This is a genomic window from Rahnella sp. BIGb0603 (assembly GCF_024808755.1).
GTDB lineage: Bacteria > Pseudomonadota > Gammaproteobacteria > Enterobacterales > Enterobacteriaceae > Rahnella > Rahnella contaminans.
The window spans coordinates 84,741-101,578 of sequence record NZ_JANUEX010000002.1; the positions used below are offsets into that span (position 1 = coordinate 84,741).

15 protein-coding genes and 1 pseudogene are annotated in these 16,838 nt (G+C 54.4%); 9 read left to right on the top strand and 7 right to left on the bottom strand.

The genetic code is table 11. The features are described from left to right. Positions 1-68 precede the first annotated feature (68 nt). Positions 69-1,091, bottom strand: a complete 1,023-nt coding sequence (locus tag M2403_RS05575) for a LacI family DNA-binding transcriptional regulator (RefSeq protein ID WP_152326074.1) — start codon at positions 1,089-1,091, stop codon at positions 69-71. A gap of 260 nt (positions 1,092-1,351) precedes the next feature. Here M2403_RS05575 and ascF point away from each other — a divergent pair, with 260 nt between their 5' ends. Both ascF and M2403_RS05585 read left to right on the top strand, forming a co-directional pair. Further along, the gene (gene ascF, locus M2403_RS05580) at positions 1,352-2,827 is read left to right on the top strand and encodes a PTS cellobiose/arbutin/salicin transporter subunit IIBC (RefSeq protein ID WP_259228696.1); all 1,476 of its coding nucleotides are present in this window, start codon (positions 1,352-1,354) and stop codon (positions 2,825-2,827) included. Positions 2,828-2,841: 14 nt separating this feature from the next. Next, entirely contained in the window at positions 2,842-4,272 is a 1,431-nt protein-coding gene (locus tag M2403_RS05585) for a 6-phospho-beta-glucosidase (RefSeq protein WP_152326076.1), read from the top strand. Positions 4,273-4,329: 57 nt separating this feature from the next. Here the strand turns inward: M2403_RS05585 and M2403_RS05590 are convergent, their stop codons facing one another. The 3 genes from M2403_RS05590 to M2403_RS05600 all read right to left on the bottom strand — a co-directional run bounded on the left by M2403_RS05590 (position 4,330) and on the right by M2403_RS05600 (position 6,437). Further along, complete coding sequence (locus M2403_RS05590) at positions 4,330-4,824, bottom strand: YbjP/YqhG family protein (protein ID WP_259228697.1); 495 nt, start codon at positions 4,822-4,824, stop codon at positions 4,330-4,332. Beyond that, positions 4,824-5,192 (bottom strand): hypothetical protein, encoded by a 369-nt coding sequence (locus M2403_RS05595; RefSeq protein ID WP_152326078.1) that lies wholly within the window; start codon positions 5,190-5,192, stop codon positions 4,824-4,826. The genes M2403_RS05590 and M2403_RS05595 overlap by 1 nt, the downstream gene beginning before the upstream one ends. Before the next feature lie 237 nt (positions 5,193-5,429). Beyond that, positions 5,430-6,437: a LacI family DNA-binding transcriptional regulator gene (locus M2403_RS05600; RefSeq protein ID WP_259228911.1), complete on the bottom strand. Its 1,008-nt coding sequence runs from the start codon at positions 6,435-6,437 to the stop codon at positions 5,430-5,432. A 200-nt stretch (positions 6,438-6,637) separates the two neighbouring features. Here M2403_RS05600 and M2403_RS05605 point away from each other — a divergent pair, with 200 nt between their 5' ends. The 7 genes and pseudogenes from M2403_RS05605 to M2403_RS05635 all read left to right on the top strand — a co-directional run. Next, positions 6,638-7,717 carry a cellulase family glycosylhydrolase gene (locus M2403_RS05605; RefSeq protein WP_259228698.1) on the top strand — a complete coding sequence of 360 codons (1,080 nt, stop codon included), beginning with the start codon at positions 6,638-6,640 and terminating at the stop codon, positions 7,715-7,717. 42 nt (positions 7,718-7,759) lie between these two features. Beyond that, positions 7,760-9,157 (top strand): MFS transporter, encoded by a 1,398-nt coding sequence (locus tag M2403_RS05610; protein ID WP_152326080.1) that lies wholly within the window; start codon positions 7,760-7,762, stop codon positions 9,155-9,157. Positions 9,158-9,581: 424 nt separating this feature from the next. Further along, complete coding sequence (locus tag M2403_RS05615) at positions 9,582-10,424, top strand: ABC transporter substrate-binding protein (protein ID WP_259228699.1); 843 nt, start codon at positions 9,582-9,584, stop codon at positions 10,422-10,424. Positions 10,425-10,448: 24 nt separating this feature from the next. Further along, positions 10,449-11,279 carry an amino acid ABC transporter ATP-binding protein gene (locus tag M2403_RS05620; RefSeq protein ID WP_152326082.1) on the top strand — a complete coding sequence of 277 codons (831 nt, stop codon included), beginning with the start codon at positions 10,449-10,451 and terminating at the stop codon, positions 11,277-11,279. Continuing rightward, entirely contained in the window at positions 11,276-12,037 is a 762-nt protein-coding gene (locus M2403_RS05625) for an amino acid ABC transporter permease (RefSeq protein WP_259228700.1), read from the top strand. Before M2403_RS05620 ends, M2403_RS05625 begins: the two co-directional genes overlap by 4 nt. Then, on the top strand, positions 12,027-12,719 hold the full coding sequence (locus tag M2403_RS05630; RefSeq protein ID WP_259228701.1) for an amino acid ABC transporter permease: 693 nt from the start codon (positions 12,027-12,029) through the stop codon (positions 12,717-12,719). Before M2403_RS05625 ends, M2403_RS05630 begins: the two co-directional genes overlap by 11 nt. 304 nt (positions 12,720-13,023) lie before the next feature. Next, positions 13,024-13,350 (top strand): annotated as a pseudogene (locus M2403_RS05635) (ArsC/Spx/MgsR family protein); the annotation flags it as partial. Positions 13,351-13,357: 7 nt separating this feature from the next. On the opposite strand, the gene M2403_RS05640 reads toward M2403_RS05635, so the two are convergent. From M2403_RS05640 to M2403_RS05650, 3 genes are read right to left on the bottom strand one after another with little or no spacing between them, the layout of a single operon-like run. Further along, positions 13,358-14,989: an ABC transporter ATP-binding protein gene (locus M2403_RS05640; protein WP_259228702.1), complete on the bottom strand. Its 1,632-nt coding sequence runs from the start codon at positions 14,987-14,989 to the stop codon at positions 13,358-13,360. Continuing rightward, positions 14,986-15,825, bottom strand: coding sequence for an ABC transporter permease (locus M2403_RS05645; protein WP_165057340.1), 840 nt, complete (start codon positions 15,823-15,825; stop codon positions 14,986-14,988). The genes M2403_RS05640 and M2403_RS05645 overlap by 4 nt, the downstream gene beginning before the upstream one ends. Next, positions 15,822-16,817: an ABC transporter permease gene (locus tag M2403_RS05650; RefSeq protein WP_259228703.1), complete on the bottom strand. Its 996-nt coding sequence runs from the start codon at positions 16,815-16,817 to the stop codon at positions 15,822-15,824. Before M2403_RS05650 ends, M2403_RS05645 begins: the two co-directional genes overlap by 4 nt. Positions 16,818-16,838 lie beyond the last annotated feature (21 nt).

Genomic DNA, 16,838 nt, shown 5'->3' on the forward strand with positions numbered 1-16,838 from the left:
CGTAAAGCTGAGGGAAGTGCAGGGCGCTTACGGTATTTCCTGCAAGCGCGCCGGTAAACTTTCGGGAATTACTGCACGACTTTATAAGGGCCGTCGGTCACTGACTCGCGCAAAATAAGCTCAGACACAAACTTATTCTTTTCGGATAAATAGCCGCCATCGAGCATGGAAATAATCTGGCTGATGACTTCGCTGACCATGTCGCTCACCGGATCTTTCACGCTCGACAGTGCCGGAATAAGAAAAGGCGCGGTCGGAATATTATCAAACCCGATCACCGAAACCTGCGCAGGCACGGCAATTCCGGCGATGCTGAGCTGCTTCATCGCACCGATCGCCATTTCGTCATTGCTGGTAAGCAGGGCGGTGAAGGATAGCCCGGACGACAACAACGTTTCCACCGCCGCCGCGCCACTGGCCGGTGACCATTTTCCCTTAACGATCAGCGATTCTTTTACCGGTAAACCGGATGCCGTCAGCGCGTCGCGATAACCGGAAAGCCGCTCAATGGCGGTCGGGGAATCCATCGAACCGGTGATAAACGCAATATCCCGGTGTCCGCGTTCAATAAGCGCCTGTGTGGCATTAAAACTCGACCCTTTGTGGTCGCAATAAATACAGTGGCTCTGATGTTTGCGTAATTTGCGGTTCACGACCATCACCGGTTTTTTATATTTGTCGATGAGCAAATCCATTTCATCGACCGATAAAAAACGCGGATAAATAATAATGCCGTCGCAGCGCAAATCGTGCAAAAACTGAATGGCGTCCTGTTCTTCTTCCGCGCTGTGTTTACCATCCACCAGAATCAGCTGGCGTCCGTTGGCGTCAAGTTTTTTCGCAGCCTGAGAAATTAATTCACTGAAATAATGCCCGTTATACAGCGTATTCGTCACCACCAGCCCGATGCACATCGATTTGCTGGTTGCCAGATTTCTTGCCAGTAAATTGGGCCGGTAGCCCGCTTCCTCAATGGCTTTATAGACCTGATCTTTGGTTTCCTGGCTCACATAACCCTTGCCGGAAAGCACACGGGAAACCGTGGCTTTCGAGACGCCCGCTTTGGCTGCAACTTCCTGCATTGTCGACATCAGGCACCTTCCGGATGAGAAAAATTATTCGCCATTCTACACATTCCGCGCGTGCTGAGACGATTTCACTTCGCAAGGAGATCGTCATCACAAAAATGAAACGGTGTTGTATTTATTTATTGAAGTCAGAAGAAGAACTGAACATTCTCGTGTGAAACCGGTTACCTACTGTTTCGGAAAAAGCCCGCTACGTTTCATAAAAAAGGCTTCCCGGAAAGATAATTATTCATAACCCTATGAATCCGAGAGAGTTATCACTCATGGCTAAAAATTTTGCAGCAATTTCCAGGTCAATCGTCGATGCCATCGGCGGCGCGGATAATGTGGTTGCGGTTACGCATTGCATGACGCGCCTGCGCTTCGTGCTGAACGACGAATCCGTCGTGGACGCGGCGGCGCTGAAATCCATCACCGGCGTGATGGGCGTGGTGCGCAATGAAAAACAGTGCCAGGTGATCATCGGCAATAACGTGTCGCAGGCTTACGCCGAAGTGTTGAAACTGCTTCCGGAAGGCTTTGCGGCGGCCAGCGATGCACCTGCCAAAAACAAAATTACGCTCAAGCGGATTGGTGCAGGAATTATCGATGCGCTGATTGGCACCATGTCGCCGCTGATCCCGGCGATTATCGGCGGTTCGATGGTCAAACTGCTGGCGATGATTCTGGATATGACCGGCGTGTTTGAAAAGGGCGCTTCAACGCTGGTGATCCTCAATACCATCGGCGACGGCGCGTTTTTCTTCCTGCCGGTGATGGTGGCCGCGTCGGCGGCGGTGAAATTCAAAACCAACATGTCGCTGGCGATTGCGATTGCCGGGATCCTGGTGCATCCGGCATTTATCGACCTGATGGCGAAAGCCGCGCAGGGGCAGAAAGTTGAATTCATCGGCATTTCCGTCACGGCGGTGAAATACACCTACACCGTGATCCCCGCGCTGTGCATGACGTGGCTGCTGTCCTACATCGAAAAATGGGTGGATCGCATTACGCCGGTCGTCACCAAAAACTTCCTCAAGCCGATGCTGATCATGTTGATTGCCGCACCGATCGCCATCGTGCTGATCGGGCCGCTGGGCATCTGGATTGGTACCGGTATTTCCGCCGTGGTGTACACCGTTCACAGCTATCTCGGCTGGCTGTCGGTGGCGATTATGGGCGCGGCCTGGCCGCTGCTGGTGATGACTGGCATGCACCGCGTGTTCACGCCAACCATTATTCAGACCATTGCTGAAACCGGCAAAGAAGGCATGGTGATGCCGTCAGAAATCGGCGCAAACCTGTCACTGGGCGGTTCATCGCTGGCCGTGGCGTGGCGGACGAAAAACCCGGAGCTGCGCCAGACCGCGCTGGCAGCGGCGGCTTCCGCGATTGTGGCCGGGATTTCAGAACCTGCGCTTTACGGCGTGGCGCTGCGGCTTAAACGTCCGCTCATCGCCTGCTTAATCAGCGGTTTTATCTGCGGCGGTATTGCCGGTTTAGGCGGCCTCGCCAGCCATTCGATGGCGTCGCCGGGCCTGTTTACCAGCGTCCAGTTCTTCGACCCGTCCAATCCGATGACCCTTGTCTGGGTGGCGGGCGTCATGATCCTCGCGGTGGTGCTTTCGTTTGTCATCACCCTGTTACTCGGATTTGAAGATATTCCCGTGGAAACCGTGACGCCGAAAGAGGGCAAAACGGCAGAGATCACAACGCCTGCGCCGTTGCCGGTGGCAGCCGACGCAGCGCGTTCACATTAAAGGAGAAGTAATTCATGGCAGCATCTTTATTTCCTGACGGCTTTTTATGGGGCGGCGCGATTGCCGCAAACCAGGCCGAAGGTGCCAGTTTTGAAGGCGGCAAAGGCCTGACGACGGTCGACATGATCCCGCACGGTGCGCACCGTCTGGCGGTAAAAACCGGTCAGGAAAAGCGCTTCCGTCTGGACGCGACAGAGTTTTACCCGAGTCATCAGGCGATTGATTTCTATCATCGTTATAAAGAAGACATCGCGATGATGGCCGAAATGGGCTTCACCGTATTCCGTACTTCAATTGCCTGGAGCCGTCTGTATCCTAATGGCGATGAGCTAACGCCGAATGCGGAAGGCATTGCGTTCTACCGTGACGTTTTTGCCGAGTGTAAAAAATACGGCATCGAACCGCTGGTTACGCTGTGTCATTTCGATGTGCCGATGCATCTGGTGATTGAGTACGGTTCATGGCGAAACCGCAAAATGGTCGAGTTTTTCGCCCGTTATGCGCGCACCTGTTTTGAAGCGTTCGACGGGCTGGTGAAATACTGGCTGACGTTTAATGAGATCAATATCCTGTTGCACAGCCCGTTCTCCGGCGCGGGTTTAGTGTTCGAAGAGGGCGAAAATCAGGAGCAGGTCAAATATCAGGCGGCGCACCATGAGCTGATTGCCAGCGCGCTGGCCACGAAAATTGCCCATGAAGTGAACCCTGAAAATCAGATCGGTTGCATGCTGGCGGGTGGGAATTTCTATCCGCGCACCTGCAAGCCGGAAGATGTCTGGGCGGCGCTGCAAAAAGACCGCGAAAACCTGTTCTTTATCGACGTTCAGGCGCGTGGCGCTTATCCGTCCTACACCCGCCGCGTATTCGCTGAAAAAGGCATCGTCATCGATAAACAGCCGGGCGATGACGACATTCTCAAAAACACCGTCGATTTCGTGTCCTTCAGTTATTACGCCTCGCGCTGTGCGTCCGCTGACATGAACGACAACAACAGCAGCGCGGCGAACATCGTAAAATCACTGAAAAACCCGCATATAGAAGCCAGCGAATGGGGCTGGGGCATTGACCCGCTTGGCCTGCGCATCACCATGAACATGATGTACGACCGCTACCAGAAACCGTTATTCCTGGTGGAAAACGGCCTCGGCGCAAAAGATGAAATCAACGCGCAGGGCGAAATCGTCGATGATTACCGCATCAGTTATTTGCGCGAACACATCAAAGCAATGGGCGAAGCCATCGCCGACGGCATCCCGGTCATCGGCTACACCTCGTGGGGCTGCATCGATCTGGTTTCCGCCTCCACCGGCGAAATGAGCAAACGCTACGGCTTTGTCTACGTTGACCGTGACGACAGTGGCAACGGCACGCTGGAAAGAACCCGTAAGAAATCGTTTTACTGGTACAAAAAAGTGATAGCCAGTAACGGGGGGGATTTGGAGTAGTTATTACGTCAAAGGCCAGAATACTCTGGCCTTTAAAATTCAAAAGATGACGATTGTTTAATTGTTATCCGCATAATGCCGGGCAGATGAAATGGCGTAATCATCAAAGATATTCTGCTCGTCATCATCGCTGACATTGCGCACGCGATATATTTTCCATTCCTCATCTTCTTTTTTAAGGTACACAGCTAGTTTTAGCGTTTTGCCTTCTTCAATACCTATATTCACATCGGCCAACTTGCCGCCCATAAAATCATGAATGTTAGTCACGCTAAGTTTATCAATCCATCCGGGCGCATAATCTTGAGTATAAGTGAAATAATCGGAGCTTATGATTTCCTGTTCGGGAATGGCGAGTATTTCAGAAATTCGATGGCGTGTATCGACAGCGATATATTCATCATTCAGTGGTGAATTAATGTTCATGTCTTGATCAGGTTTCACTAAGCTATTCAGATGCTGCCTGTAAAAAGTTTCAACTCGCTGTTCTGCGCTCTGGTGCGTAGCGCAACCGGCAAGACTGAGCATTATCATTAAAATAAAGGAGCGCATTAGTTTTTCCTGTAAATAACATAGTGTGGGCGGGCGTTTCTGTAACCCGGACCGGCCCACATATCCCTTTGACGAAAATCAGAATACCAGACTTGTCCGTCAAAGATTGCCATATGTCCTTCGGGACGCCCTCCTGCATAAGGCTGAATGATCACAACGTCACCTTCCCGTGGATCCTCACCGGAACCTAAGGGTCTGAATCCTGCACTTTCAAGCAGGCTTCCATAGTTTCTGGCGTCGTGAGTATGTCCGATATTGACGCCACCGGCTTCAATGGCTTCTCGTGTAAATGTCGCGCAATTACCTGTAGATGTCGAGCCTGCACGCCAGCGTGCGTGTGCAACGGCAGCCGTTTTATTCCATGACATAAAATATTTTCTTATAAAGTCATTCTGACTGGGCAGGTAAATTATTATTTCTAACTAAAATAAAACATGCCTGATTTCACAATAACGCGCATAAGATAATATTTTATGGGGTATGCTAAGTTCTGATTTATCAAAGTATGTAATCAGTATTATTTAGTGAAAGGGGTATTGAACCCCTTAGTTTGTTTTTCTGACTATTATCAATGTCATACTTTAATCGTCATTAAAACAGATAATTTACCTGACCGTACTCGCCCGAACCTTCAATTTCCCCGCCATAATAACGCGCGTGGCGGCGTCTTCGCCGGAGCACAAATATTCCACCGCCATCCGGCCTAATTCGTTATACGGCAACTGGACGCTGGTGAGTTTTGGCGTCATCTGATCGGCGATGCGCTGATCGTCGTATCCGGCGACCAGAATGTCCTGCGGAATTCGCAGATGCAGTTCGGTCAGCGCCTGATAACAACCGATGGTCATCCAGTCGCTGGAGCAGAAAATCGCATCCGGTGGTTCGGGCTGATCCATCAGTTGCAACGTTGCGCGATAGGTTTCATTGAGTGACCAGTTGGTGGCCTGCACCAGCCGGTCGTCGGGCGGCATTCCCGCCTGCGTCAGGGCTTCGCGGTAACCTTCGAGACGCTTTTCACACGCTTCCATCCAGTTATCACCCATGATGTGTGCGATTCGGGTGGCCCCCTGATCAATAAGATGGCGTGTAATTTGCAACGCGTTTGCCCGGTCGTCAGGCAGGAAAGTGGGCAGCAGCGGATACGCGCGGTCGTATACATTCAGCAGGACGACCGGTAACGTCGTCTGGTTAACAAAGGGTGAGAAATCAATGGACTGCGTAACGGGCGACGCAATAATTATGCCTGCACAACGCCGCTGATTGAGTTGTGCGATGATCCGCACGGCCAGTTCTGCGTCGTCGCCGTAATCGTAAATCGTCAGCAGCGTATCATGCCGCCACGCGGCTTCCCGGGCTTCGCTGAGGGCATCAACAAACGGGTCATAGCTGGGCATCCCGTTGATCAGCAGTGCAATTTCTTCCTGACCGTTGTCCCGGTGGGGGGCTGGCATTTTTTTGTAACCCAGCGAGAGCGCGGTATTAAACACGCGTTCACGGGTTTCTTCGCTGAGTTTGACGGAACGTGAATTGTTTAAAATCAGTGAAACGGTGGCCTGCGAAACCCCGGCTTCCCGCGCAATATCACTCATCGTGACTTTGTTTTTCTTCTCCATTTCCCTTTTCCCGTCTGCCATTTATCTCTCCTTTTTCACTATATCACAGCGGTCTTTTTTGCCCGACCACCACGCAGTCTGGCTAAAAAGAGTGTGATCTCACCAGCAGAACCCGCATGACGGATTTGCAGCAATGCCAGTCAGGTAATAAACATTAGCTAATAATATTAGTCAATGAACGATAATGCGAGGAAAAAACGATGAAAGAGCAATGGAATGAACAGCAGGCAGCACAGTGGAGCCAACAGCAGGGATGGATTTGCGGATTCAACTACTTACCGCGCACGGCGGTGAACTGGACGGAACTCTGGCAGCGCGAAACATTCGATGTGCCGACTATCGATCAGGAACTGGGCTGGGCGCACGACGCCGGTTACAACCAGCTGCGCATCAATTTGCCGTTTATTGTCTGGCAGGTTGACCGCGACGGGTTGCTGGCGCGCATCGATCAGTTCCTGAGTATCGCGGCACGTCATCAGATAAAAGTGATGCTGACGCTGATGGACGACTGCGGTTTTTCGGGCGATGAGCCGTATCTCGGGCCGCAAAAAGCGCCGGAGCCGGGAAAACATAACAGCCAGGCGGCAGCGAGTCCGGGGCGCGACGTGGTGTGTAACCGCGAAATGTGGCCGCAGATTGAGGATTATGTGCGCGACCTCATCCGCCATTTTCGCACTGACACCCGTATCGCTATCTGGGATTTGTACAACGAACCGGGTAACCGCGGCACGTTTGCGACCGGGCTGGAAGAAGTGTTGTATGACGAAAAGCTGGAAGTTTTCGCGCTCGATCTGATGCAAAAGGCGTTTGTCTGGGCACGTGAGGAAGACCCGCAGCAACCGCTGACCGTCGGTGCGTGGCATTTCTCGCAGGATTTGGATCAGCCGGAAAGTGAGTTTTTTACGCACCCGATTGATGTCGCAGCGGCAAAACTGTCTGATGTCATCAGCTTTCATGCCTACGTCGCCACGCCAAAACTTCTGCAGGCGCTGCGTTTCTGGCAGAAATTCAACCGCCCGATGCTGTGTACCGAATGGCTGGCGCGCCACGTCGGCAGCGTTTTCGAAGAGCAATTGCCGCTGTTCAGCGCCTTCAACGCCGGGTGTTATCAGTGGGGGCTGGTGCGCGGAAAAACCCAGACCACGCTGCCGTGGCCGGTAGTGCGTAAGGGCAATCATGATTACGCCCATTTGTGGTTCCACGATGTGCTGGACGAATACGGTATCCCGTTCCGCCGCGCTGAAATGGATCTTGTCCGCCGTTTAACGCGTATGAAATAACCCTTCAACATGTTGCACAGGGAAGTGCGAGGCTGAATAAAAATGACGATTTCAATGAAAATCCCGTCCAGGGAATTGTGGTCTTATTTTGGTTACGGGCTGGGGCAATGCTTCAGTTTCGGATTAGTGGGTTCCTTTATTAACTATTTCTACACCGATGTATTGGGTATTTCCGCGCTGGCGGCGAGCACGATATTTCTGGTCGCCCGCGCGTGGGATGCCATACACGATCCGTTATTTGCCAGCGTCATGGACACCATCCAAACCCGCTTCGGGAAATTTCGTCACTTTATGTTGCTGGCGCCTTTCCTGATTACGCTGGTCACGCTGGCGTCGTTTTATAATATTGATGCGCCGATGGGGACGAAAATTCTCTACGCCGGTGCAACTTATATATTATGGGGCACGTTGTACGCCATTTCGGATATTCCTTTCTGGTCGATGAGTTCGGTGATGAGCTCGGAGCCGAAAGAGCGCACCAAAGCGGTCACCGCTGCCGTGCTGGGCGTGAACGCCGGTATCGCTTGCGCGTCGATCTTCTTCCCGCGGCTGACGGCATTTTTCGCGCCGGGCTCCGGCGATCACGGTTACTTTATGGCGACTGTGGTGATGATGGTGATCGGCTTGCTGCTGATGATTAACGGGTTCTGGAATATCAAAGAACGTGTACCGCCAAGCAGTGAAAAAGTCACCATGCGCGATACGTTTCATAACCTGAAAAATAACCGGCCACTGTTCTTTGTTCTGGCGGCATTCTTTTTCTGTGTCCTGCACAATATTGCCAACGGCATTTACATCTATTTCTTTATTTATAATATGGGCGATGGTGCATTACAGGCGGCAATTGGAGTGATGGGAATATTAGCGGCGATTGCCTGTCTGACTGCACCGTTATTAACGCGGCGTTATAAAAAACGTTCCCTGTTTATTGTGCTTTGCGCACTGGATATTGTGGTGCGCGTCATCTTGTGGTTCAGCGGATATCACAACATGACCTGGCTGTTTATTCTGCTGGGCCTCAGCACGGTATTTGTCATGATGAGCAACCTGTTTACCTCCGCGATGATTGTCGACACCATCGAATATGCCGAATACAAAACCAATAAACGCTGCGCGGCGATTACGTTCTCCGGCCAGACGTTTACCGGGAAGATGTCCGTTGCGGTCGGCGGCGGGCTGGTAGGGATATTCCTGACCGCGATTCATTACGTTCCGCAGGCCGCTCACCAGACGGAAAGCGTGATGAATGGCTTGTTCTTCGGTATCAGCCTGTTGCCCGCAATCGGCTCATTAATCCGCATTGGCTTCATGTGGTTCTTCGATTTCACCGAAGACAAACACGCTGAAGTGCTGGCCATTCTCGAGCAACGCCGCAAATCCGGTGAAGTGTTCGAAGAGCCTCAGCAACCGGGGGAATTATTGCCTTCCGGCAGGGCATAACGGACATTTTTGGTGCAAAAAATCACCAGTACTAAAATTTTTCCTGGCTAACGTTCTGAATTTGTTAGGACGGTTAAGTTGGCATACAAGCTGCATTAGCTTTTATGACATGAGTGAAATACGTCAGTACAGAGAGATTACGGATGAAGGCGTCCGTTAGCGTTCAGGTTGCTGAGCGCTAACAGGACGCTTTTTTTTATGGGTTTTGGCCACGAGCCCAGGCTTTGACCAGAGATGCGCCCCCGCATCTTGCCACTCAGATCGAACCCTTATGCATTAATCATCCATCTATATCCTTTTTTGTTAGTGGCAGCCGCCCGTTCCTATATGCAATTCTCTGACCTACAAAACAAAAACGTTATTTACCTGCCAGATTATAAATTTAGGGCGCGAGCCCTCTTAAGATGACTTATAAGGAAAAACTATGGCTGCTTCTTCAGTAATCAAAAATAAATTCAATAAAAGCGTTGTTTCCGCCGGTCTGTTTTTGGCGCTCAGCGCAGTTTCAACTTTTGCAGCCCATGCAGATCAGCTGGCTGATATCAAAAAAGCCGGCGTGGTGAAAGTGGCTACGTTTGATTCCAATCCACCGTTCGGTTCTGTGGATGCCAAAACGCACGATATCGTCGGTTATGACGTTGATTTTGCGAAAGCGCTGGCGAAAACGCTGGGCGTAAAATTACAACTGGTGCCGACCAATCCGGCGAACCGTATTCCGTTATTGCAGTCCGGCAAAGCCGATCTGATTGTGGCGGATATCACCATCACGCCGGAACGCGCGAAAGTGATCGATTTCTCCCTCCCTTATTTCGTGACCGGCCAGCAGTTCCTGGTGCCGGCCAGTTCACCGGATAAACTCGACGCCTACGCCACGGCGCGTATCGGCGCGGTGAAAGGCACCACCGGCGAGCAGGAATTGCATAACCGCTTCCCGCAATCGCGCGTGTTGTCTTACGACGATATACCTCTGGCACTTTCTGCGCTGCGTAACGGCAACGTGCAGGCGATTACGCAGGACAGCACCATTCTGGCCGGATTGCTGGATGGCGCGCCGGACAAGGCAAAATACAAAGTCTTGCCTGAATTACTGAGCAAAGAAGAGATTGGCGTTGGCGTGAAAAAAGGCGAAACCAGCCTGCTGAAAGTGGTGAATGACGAGCTGCTGAATCTGGAGAAAAACGGTCAGGCGGTGAGCATTTATAACGTCTGGTTTGGCCCGCAGACAAAATCTCCGCAGCCACGTCTGTTCAAGATTGAAGCCAAATAATCCGCTTTATGCAAGGTAATGCACATGCAGCAAGACTCCTTATCAACCGCAGCGACGTCTGCGGTTTTTTCACATTCAAACGCCGCTAAAACCACGGCGGTTGAATTTCGTCAGGTCAGTAAATCTTTCGGTCATCACCCCGTGATCCGGAATGTCAGTCTGAGCGTCGCCAGCGGCGATGTGGTGGCGGTCTGCGGGCCGTCCGGCTCGGGGAAATCCACGCTCATCCGCCTGATTAATCAGCTGGAAACCGTCACTGATGGCGAAATTCTCATCCACAACAAACCGACACGCGGCCTGAACGGACCCGCGCTACGCGAATTACGTACGCACATCGGTTTTGTGTTTCAGCAGTTCAACCTGTACGCCCATCTGACCGCGCAGGACAACGTCAGCCTCGCGCTGATTAAAGTCCACGGCTGGAAGAAAAGTGATGCACGCGGGAAGGCGCTGGCGCTCCTGACCCGCGTCGGTTTGCAGGACAAAGCGCAGCATTATCCCGAGCAGCTTTCCGGCGGACAGCAGCAGCGCGTGGCGATTGCCCGGGCGCTGGTGACGGATCCGGACATCATTTTGTTCGATGAACCGACGTCGGCGCTGGATCCGGAGATGATCGGCGAAGTCCTGCTGGTTATGCAGGAACTGGCGAAAAGCGGCATCACGATGATTGTGGTGACGCACGAAATGAGTTTTGCCCGTGAAATTGCCGATCGGGTGATTTTCATGGACGGCGGCGAGATCTTGGAACAGGCGGAACCGGAGGATTTCTTCCTGCGGCCGCAGCATCCGCGTGCGCAACGTTTTCTGCAAAAAGTCCTGTTCCCGCTGCATCCTGAAACAGGAGCGGGGCAATGATCTGGCATCCTGACTGGGCTGGCGTGCTCACCGGCCAGCCTTTGCAGTGGATTATTTCCGGCTTTCTCACCACGCTTTACGTCAGTATGGCGGGCAGTGTGCTGGCGACACTTCTGGTGGTGTTACTGATCGCGCTGCGCCTGAGTCAGTCGCGTCTGGCGCGCGGTGCGGTAGCGGCGTTTGTGTCGGTTTTCCGCAACACGCCGCTGCTGGTTCAGCTGCTTTTCTGGTATTTCGCTGCGTATGGCGCACTGCCGCAAAGCTGGCGTTTTTACATCGGCGATACCCATGCGTGGGCGGTATTCCCCGGCAATATTGCGTGGCTCACACCGGAATTTGTGTGCGCCGCGTGGGGGCTGGGATTATTTGCCGCCGCGTTTCTGGTGGAAGAAGTGCAGGCGGGGCTGAATTCGGTGCCGAAAGGCCAGACCGAAGCCGCGATTTCACAGGGCTTCAGCCGCAAAACGTTGCTGCTTTCGATCCTGTTACCGCAGGCGCTGACTAACGCCTGGCAGCCGATCACCGGGCAATATCTCAACCTGATGAAGCTTTCCTCGCTGGCGACCGGCATCGGATTTTCCGAGCTGACGTATCAGGTCAGTCAGATTGAAAGTTACAACGCGCACGCCTTTGAAGGTTTTGCGGTCGGCACGTTGCTGTATCTGGCGCTGGGGATGATCCTTGGCGGGCTGATGACAGTATTTGGCCCGAAACGCCCGCAACAAAGGCCGCAGGCGGAGGTGAACGATGGAATTTGACTGGTCGGTTCTGCACGATAACTTCACCTACATGCTGTGGGGAAGGCTGGCCGACGGCGAACCGGGCGGCGTTTTACTCACGCTGATCATGGCCGTTTCTGCTGGCGTGCTGGCGTTAGTGCTGGGCGTCGCAATGGCCGCGTTAGCCTGGCGTTTCGGTGGCTGGACGCGAAAATTGCTGTTTTTGTGGGCGTCGTTTATACGCGGCATCCCGCTGATTTTTGTGATTTTCTGGCTGTATTTCCTGCTGCCGGTGGTGTTTGGCGGCTCGATCCCCGGCCCGCTGACGGTGATTATCGCACTTGCCTGGTTTACCTCGACGGCGGTGATGCACTCCACGCTGGCCGGGCTGGAGTCACTGCCGCGCGGGCAAACCGAAGCGGGGATTGCGTCCGGCATGAGTTACAGCCAGGTTTTGCTTAATGTCCTGCTGCCGCAGGCGTGGCCGAACCTGTTGCCGTCGTATCTCGGGTTGCTGATCTCGCTGGTGAAAGACACCTCGCTGGCGTTTATCGTCAATGTGCCGGAGCTGACCACCGTCGCGGGGCAGGTGAATAACCGGGTGCAAATCTACCCGGCAGAGATCTTCCTGTTTGTCGGCCTGATGTACTACCTGCTGTGCGCATCGCTGGCGTATGTTGCGGGCAAATCGATTAAACGCCGTCAGGCATTGCGGGCGTAACAGACCATTAAGCCATCTGTGAAATCTCATATTTTCGCCTGATTCACACGGGCAGAGAGTTCCTGATGGCTTTCCTTTCTTTTGCGGTAACCTACAACAGATGAGTTCCAAGAATTGCGCTGTGTGTGATGCCATTGACTAGCTTAGAAGGCAAAGAAAACATGGCCACCCTGAAATGCGGGTAGCCTTGTCTTACCCGATGAATCAGCGTTAAATAACGTTCCTGACCTTGATAGAAAGCCCGCTTCTGAACTTATTGAATTTGTTTTCGCAAGATTTTCCAGCTTCTTTACCTCGCTGACAGTACCTGGAAACGCCGTCTTCGCGTGAAGAACTGGTGAAACCGTTTGCCGCGATGGGCATTTCTGTCAGGGAACTGCTACGCGTTAACACCGCGCCTTATGGCGAACTCGGGCTGGATAATCCGGACTTCACCGATGCGCAGCGCATTGATGCGATACTTTTGCATCCAGTCCTGATGAACCGCCCGGTAGTGGTGACGCCGCTCGGGGCCGCGCTGTGCCGCCCGTCAGAGAAGGCTCTGGATATTCTTCCGGACGCGCAGAAAGGCGCGTTCACCCAAGAAGACGGCGAACGCGTTGTGGATAAAGACGGAAAGCGGCTTGTCTGAACGGTGTTTAAAATGCTGCCGCCGTTTGCCGGTTTGAACTCACCACCGGCAGGGCATTAATCAGCTTTTGGGTCCACGGATGAGCAGGGTGGTGGAAGACGTCATCGACCTGTCCGTGCTCGACCACGCTGCCGTCTTTCATCACCATCACCCTGTCCGCCAGATGATGTACTACGCCGAGATCGTGCGAAATAAACAGCAGCGCGGTGCGGTGTTCCGCCTGCATTTCGGCCAGTAAATCCAGCACCTGCGCCTGTACGGAAACGTCCAGCGCGCTCACCGGCTCGTCGGCCACGAGTAATGCAGGATTCGGCGCAAAAGCGCGGGCGATCGCAACACGCTGGCGCTGGCCGCCGGAAAGTTCACGCGGATACCGCCGTAAAAATCCTTCACCGAGCTGCACTTCATCGAGCAACTGAAGGATACGGCGACGTCGTTCATCGCCAAAAATGCCCACGCTGTCGAGGCTTTCCCCGATGATTTTTTCCACGTTATAACGCGGATCAAAAGAGCTGAGCGGATCTTGTGCGATCAGCTGAATCCCGCGGCGTTGCAGTCTGCGGACGGATTCGGGGATCTGACTCCAGCGCTGCCCCTGAATAGTAATCGTACCGGAACCGGGTTCAGTCAGGCCGAGCACCATTCTGGCCAGCGTGGTTTTCCCCGAGCCGGATTCACCCACAATCCCCAACGTTTCGCCCGCCGCCAGCGTCAGGCTGACGTGGTTAACCACGGCTTTGTCCGCGTAATGCTTGCTCAGATTGCGCACGTCCAGCACCGGTTCGCCGGTGGCGATATTTTTGACGGGCAGCGGCCTGCCGCTCTGGCCGGAGAGTTTCAGCCCGCGCGTGGCAGGGCCGGGAATGGAGGCGAGCAGCTGGCGGGTATACGGGTGATCCGGCCTGCTCAGCAGTTTTTCGCCCGTGCCTTCTTCCACCACTTTGCCCTGATGCATCACCAGGATCCGGTCGGCGAGTTGCCCGACCACGGAAAGGTCGTGGCTGATCAGCAGCAGGCTTTCGCCCCGGTCGCGGCGCTGTTGCAGCAGATCCAGAATCTGCTTCTGCACCGTCATATCCAGCGCCGTGGTGGGTTCATCGGCAATCAGCAAACCGGGTTTCCCGGCCAGCGCGGTGGCAATCAGCACACGCTGACGAAGCCCGCCGGAAAGCTGATGCGGATACGCCGTCAGCCGGTTTTCAGCATCAGGAATACCCACCGACTGGAGCAGCGAAATGCTTTGCGGATGCAGCTCGTGCGGCTTACCGGCACGGTTCGCCTGCAACGCATCACGTAGCTGCTGGCTGATGCGGCGCAACGGGTCAAGCGACACCAGCGCATCCTGCAAGACATAGCCAATTTTGCTGCCACGAATTTTACGCCAGCGGCGCTGGCTGGCGCCAAGCATATCCTGCCCGTCGATCACAAAACGGTCAGCGGTGATATGCGCTTTGGCGTCCTGTAGCCCCAGCAGGCTGCGGGCGGTGACGGTTTTACCTGAGCCGGACTCGCCGACGAACGCGATGGATTCCCCGCGTCTGAGCTGTAAATTCAGGCCGCTGACGGCCGGTTTTTCGCCGTCTGCTGAGGGAAAGGTGATCGAAAGATTGCGGATATCAATAAACAGTGCGTCGCTCATGGCTGTTTCCCTTCAAAAGTGGCCTGCCAGTAGCGGCCAAGCGTGTTCACAGAAATTACCGTCAGGGTGATCGCCACGCCCGGCCAGACGCCAATCCACCACGCATTGCGCAGATAATTACGGCCTTCGGCCAGCATCAGCCCCCATTCTGCGGTCGGCGGTTGCGGCCCCATGCCGAGAAAACTTAAACCTGCCGTGCCGATAATTGCGGTGCCCAGCCCGAGCGTAGCCAGCGCCGGAACGTGCGCGATAGCGTGCGGAAGCACATGTCGCCAGACCAGAACGTGGCGTTTGAGGCCCAGCGTGCGCGCCTGTTCCACGTAACCGGAGGACATCACCACAAAGGTTTGTGCCCGCACTACGCGGGTGAAACGCGGCACAGAAGCGACGCCTAGCGCGAAGATCAGATTGGTGGTGCCGGGGCCGGTGAACGCAATCAGCATCAGTGCGAGCAGTAAATCCGGGAACGCGGAAACCACGTCCACGGCGCGGCTGATCAGCTCATCGGGCGGGCCTTTGAATAATCCGGCGAGTAAGCCGAGCAGGCTGCCGATGCTGACCGCCACGGCCATCGCCGCGAGGCTGATCAGCAGGGAATACCGGCTGCCGTAAATGATGCGCGCCAGCACGTCGCGCCCGAGCTGGTCGGTGCCCAGCCAGTGTTCAGCGGTAGGTGGAAGTTGCGCGTTAACCGGATCGGCGTTCAGCGGGTCGAAATGCGTCAGCCACGCGGGGAAAATCACCGCCAAAGCGACCAGCAGCAAATACACGGCAGCGAGAAGGTAACCGGTGGAAAACCGGCGCTTCACGCCGCCTGAAATCAGCAACTGGCTCATGCTTTTTCTCCGTCATTCTGGCCGTTATCCCGCAGGCGCGGGTCGATAAACAGATATAAAATATCCACCAGCGTACTGAGCACGACGTACACCAGCGCGGAGAAAATCGCCACCGCCAGCACCACCGGCAGGTCTTTACCCAGAACGGCATCGACGGTGATTTTGCCCAAACCGGGGCGGCCAAACACCTGCTCGGTGATCACCGCGCCGCTGAGCAAACCGCCAATCAGCCAGCCGGTCAGCGTGACGGCGGGCAGGGCGGCGTGGCGCAGCGCGTGGCGTAAACGGATAATGCGGTTGCCCAGCCCCCACGCGCGCAACGTCAGCACAAAGGGTTCGTCGAGCGCATCTTCCAGCCCGCGCCGCAATACCTGAGAAACCACCGCGCCCTGCGCCAGTCCGAGGGATAACGCCGGTAATACCAGCGAGGAAAAACTGCGGTCGCCCGCCACCGGGAACCAGCGCAGCGTAAAGCTGAAGATAAACAGCAGCACGATGCCGAGCCAGAAAGAGGGCGTCGAGGCCAGAACCAGCTCGATGCCGCCCGCAATGCGTTGCCCCCAGCGACGGTGCGCGGTCGTCACTGCCATCACCACGGCAAACACCAGGCTGACGACCAGCGCCAGTCCGGTGAGTTTGAGAGTCGGCCACAGCTGCGATAGCACCAGCGAACTGACGTCGGTATTGAGCATATAAGAACGGCCAAAATCACCGTGCAAAACGCGCCAGAGATAGTGCAGATATTGCATATACAAGGGTTGATCCAGCCCCCATTCGGCGCGGATCGCCGCTTCAATCGCCGGTGTTTGTACCTGTTCGCCCATCAGCAAACTGACAATATCGCCCGGCGCGAGATACACGCTGATAAAAGACAGCGTGACCGCGGCCCACAGCACCAGCATGCCGCTCAGCAACCGCCGGACAACGCGACCGCACCATGAAGGCGCTGACTTAGGCCGCTGCGGGGGAATAAAGGTACTTTCAGCCGACATAATAAAGCTCCTTACTTCTGA

Excerpts from the sequence above, each read along its gene's own strand:
- M2403_RS05605 (WP_259228698.1), top strand. The coding sequence starts at position 6,638 with ATGAAAGAGCAATGGAATGAACAGCAGGCAGCACAGTGGAGCCAACAG.
- M2403_RS05590 (WP_259228697.1), bottom strand. The coding sequence starts at position 4,824 with ATGCGCTCCTTTATTTTAATGATAATGCTCAGTCTTGCCGGTTGCGCT.
- M2403_RS05615 (WP_259228699.1), top strand. The coding sequence starts at position 9,582 with ATGGCTGCTTCTTCAGTAATCAAAAATAAATTCAATAAAAGCGTTGTT.
- M2403_RS05650 (WP_259228703.1), bottom strand. The coding sequence starts at position 16,817 with ATGTCGGCTGAAAGTACCTTTATTCCCCCGCAGCGGCCTAAGTCAGCG.
- M2403_RS05620 (WP_152326082.1), top strand. The coding sequence starts at position 10,449 with ATGCAGCAAGACTCCTTATCAACCGCAGCGACGTCTGCGGTTTTTTCA.
- ascF (WP_259228696.1), top strand. The coding sequence starts at position 1,352 with ATGGCTAAAAATTTTGCAGCAATTTCCAGGTCAATCGTCGATGCCATC.
- M2403_RS05600 (WP_259228911.1), bottom strand. The coding sequence starts at position 6,437 with ATGGAGAAGAAAAACAAAGTCACGATGAGTGATATTGCGCGGGAAGCC.
- M2403_RS05575 (WP_152326074.1), bottom strand. The coding sequence starts at position 1,091 with ATGTCGACAATGCAGGAAGTTGCAGCCAAAGCGGGCGTCTCGAAAGCC.
- M2403_RS05630 (WP_259228701.1), top strand. The coding sequence starts at position 12,027 with ATGGAATTTGACTGGTCGGTTCTGCACGATAACTTCACCTACATGCTG.
- M2403_RS05595 (WP_152326078.1), bottom strand. The coding sequence starts at position 5,192 with ATGTCATGGAATAAAACGGCTGCCGTTGCACACGCACGCTGGCGTGCA.
- M2403_RS05640 (WP_259228702.1), bottom strand. The coding sequence starts at position 14,989 with ATGAGCGACGCACTGTTTATTGATATCCGCAATCTTTCGATCACCTTT.
- M2403_RS05610 (WP_152326080.1), top strand. The coding sequence starts at position 7,760 with ATGACGATTTCAATGAAAATCCCGTCCAGGGAATTGTGGTCTTATTTT.
- M2403_RS05585 (WP_152326076.1), top strand. The coding sequence starts at position 2,842 with ATGGCAGCATCTTTATTTCCTGACGGCTTTTTATGGGGCGGCGCGATT.
- M2403_RS05625 (WP_259228700.1), top strand. The coding sequence starts at position 11,276 with ATGATCTGGCATCCTGACTGGGCTGGCGTGCTCACCGGCCAGCCTTTG.
- M2403_RS05645 (WP_165057340.1), bottom strand. The coding sequence starts at position 15,825 with ATGAGCCAGTTGCTGATTTCAGGCGGCGTGAAGCGCCGGTTTTCCACC.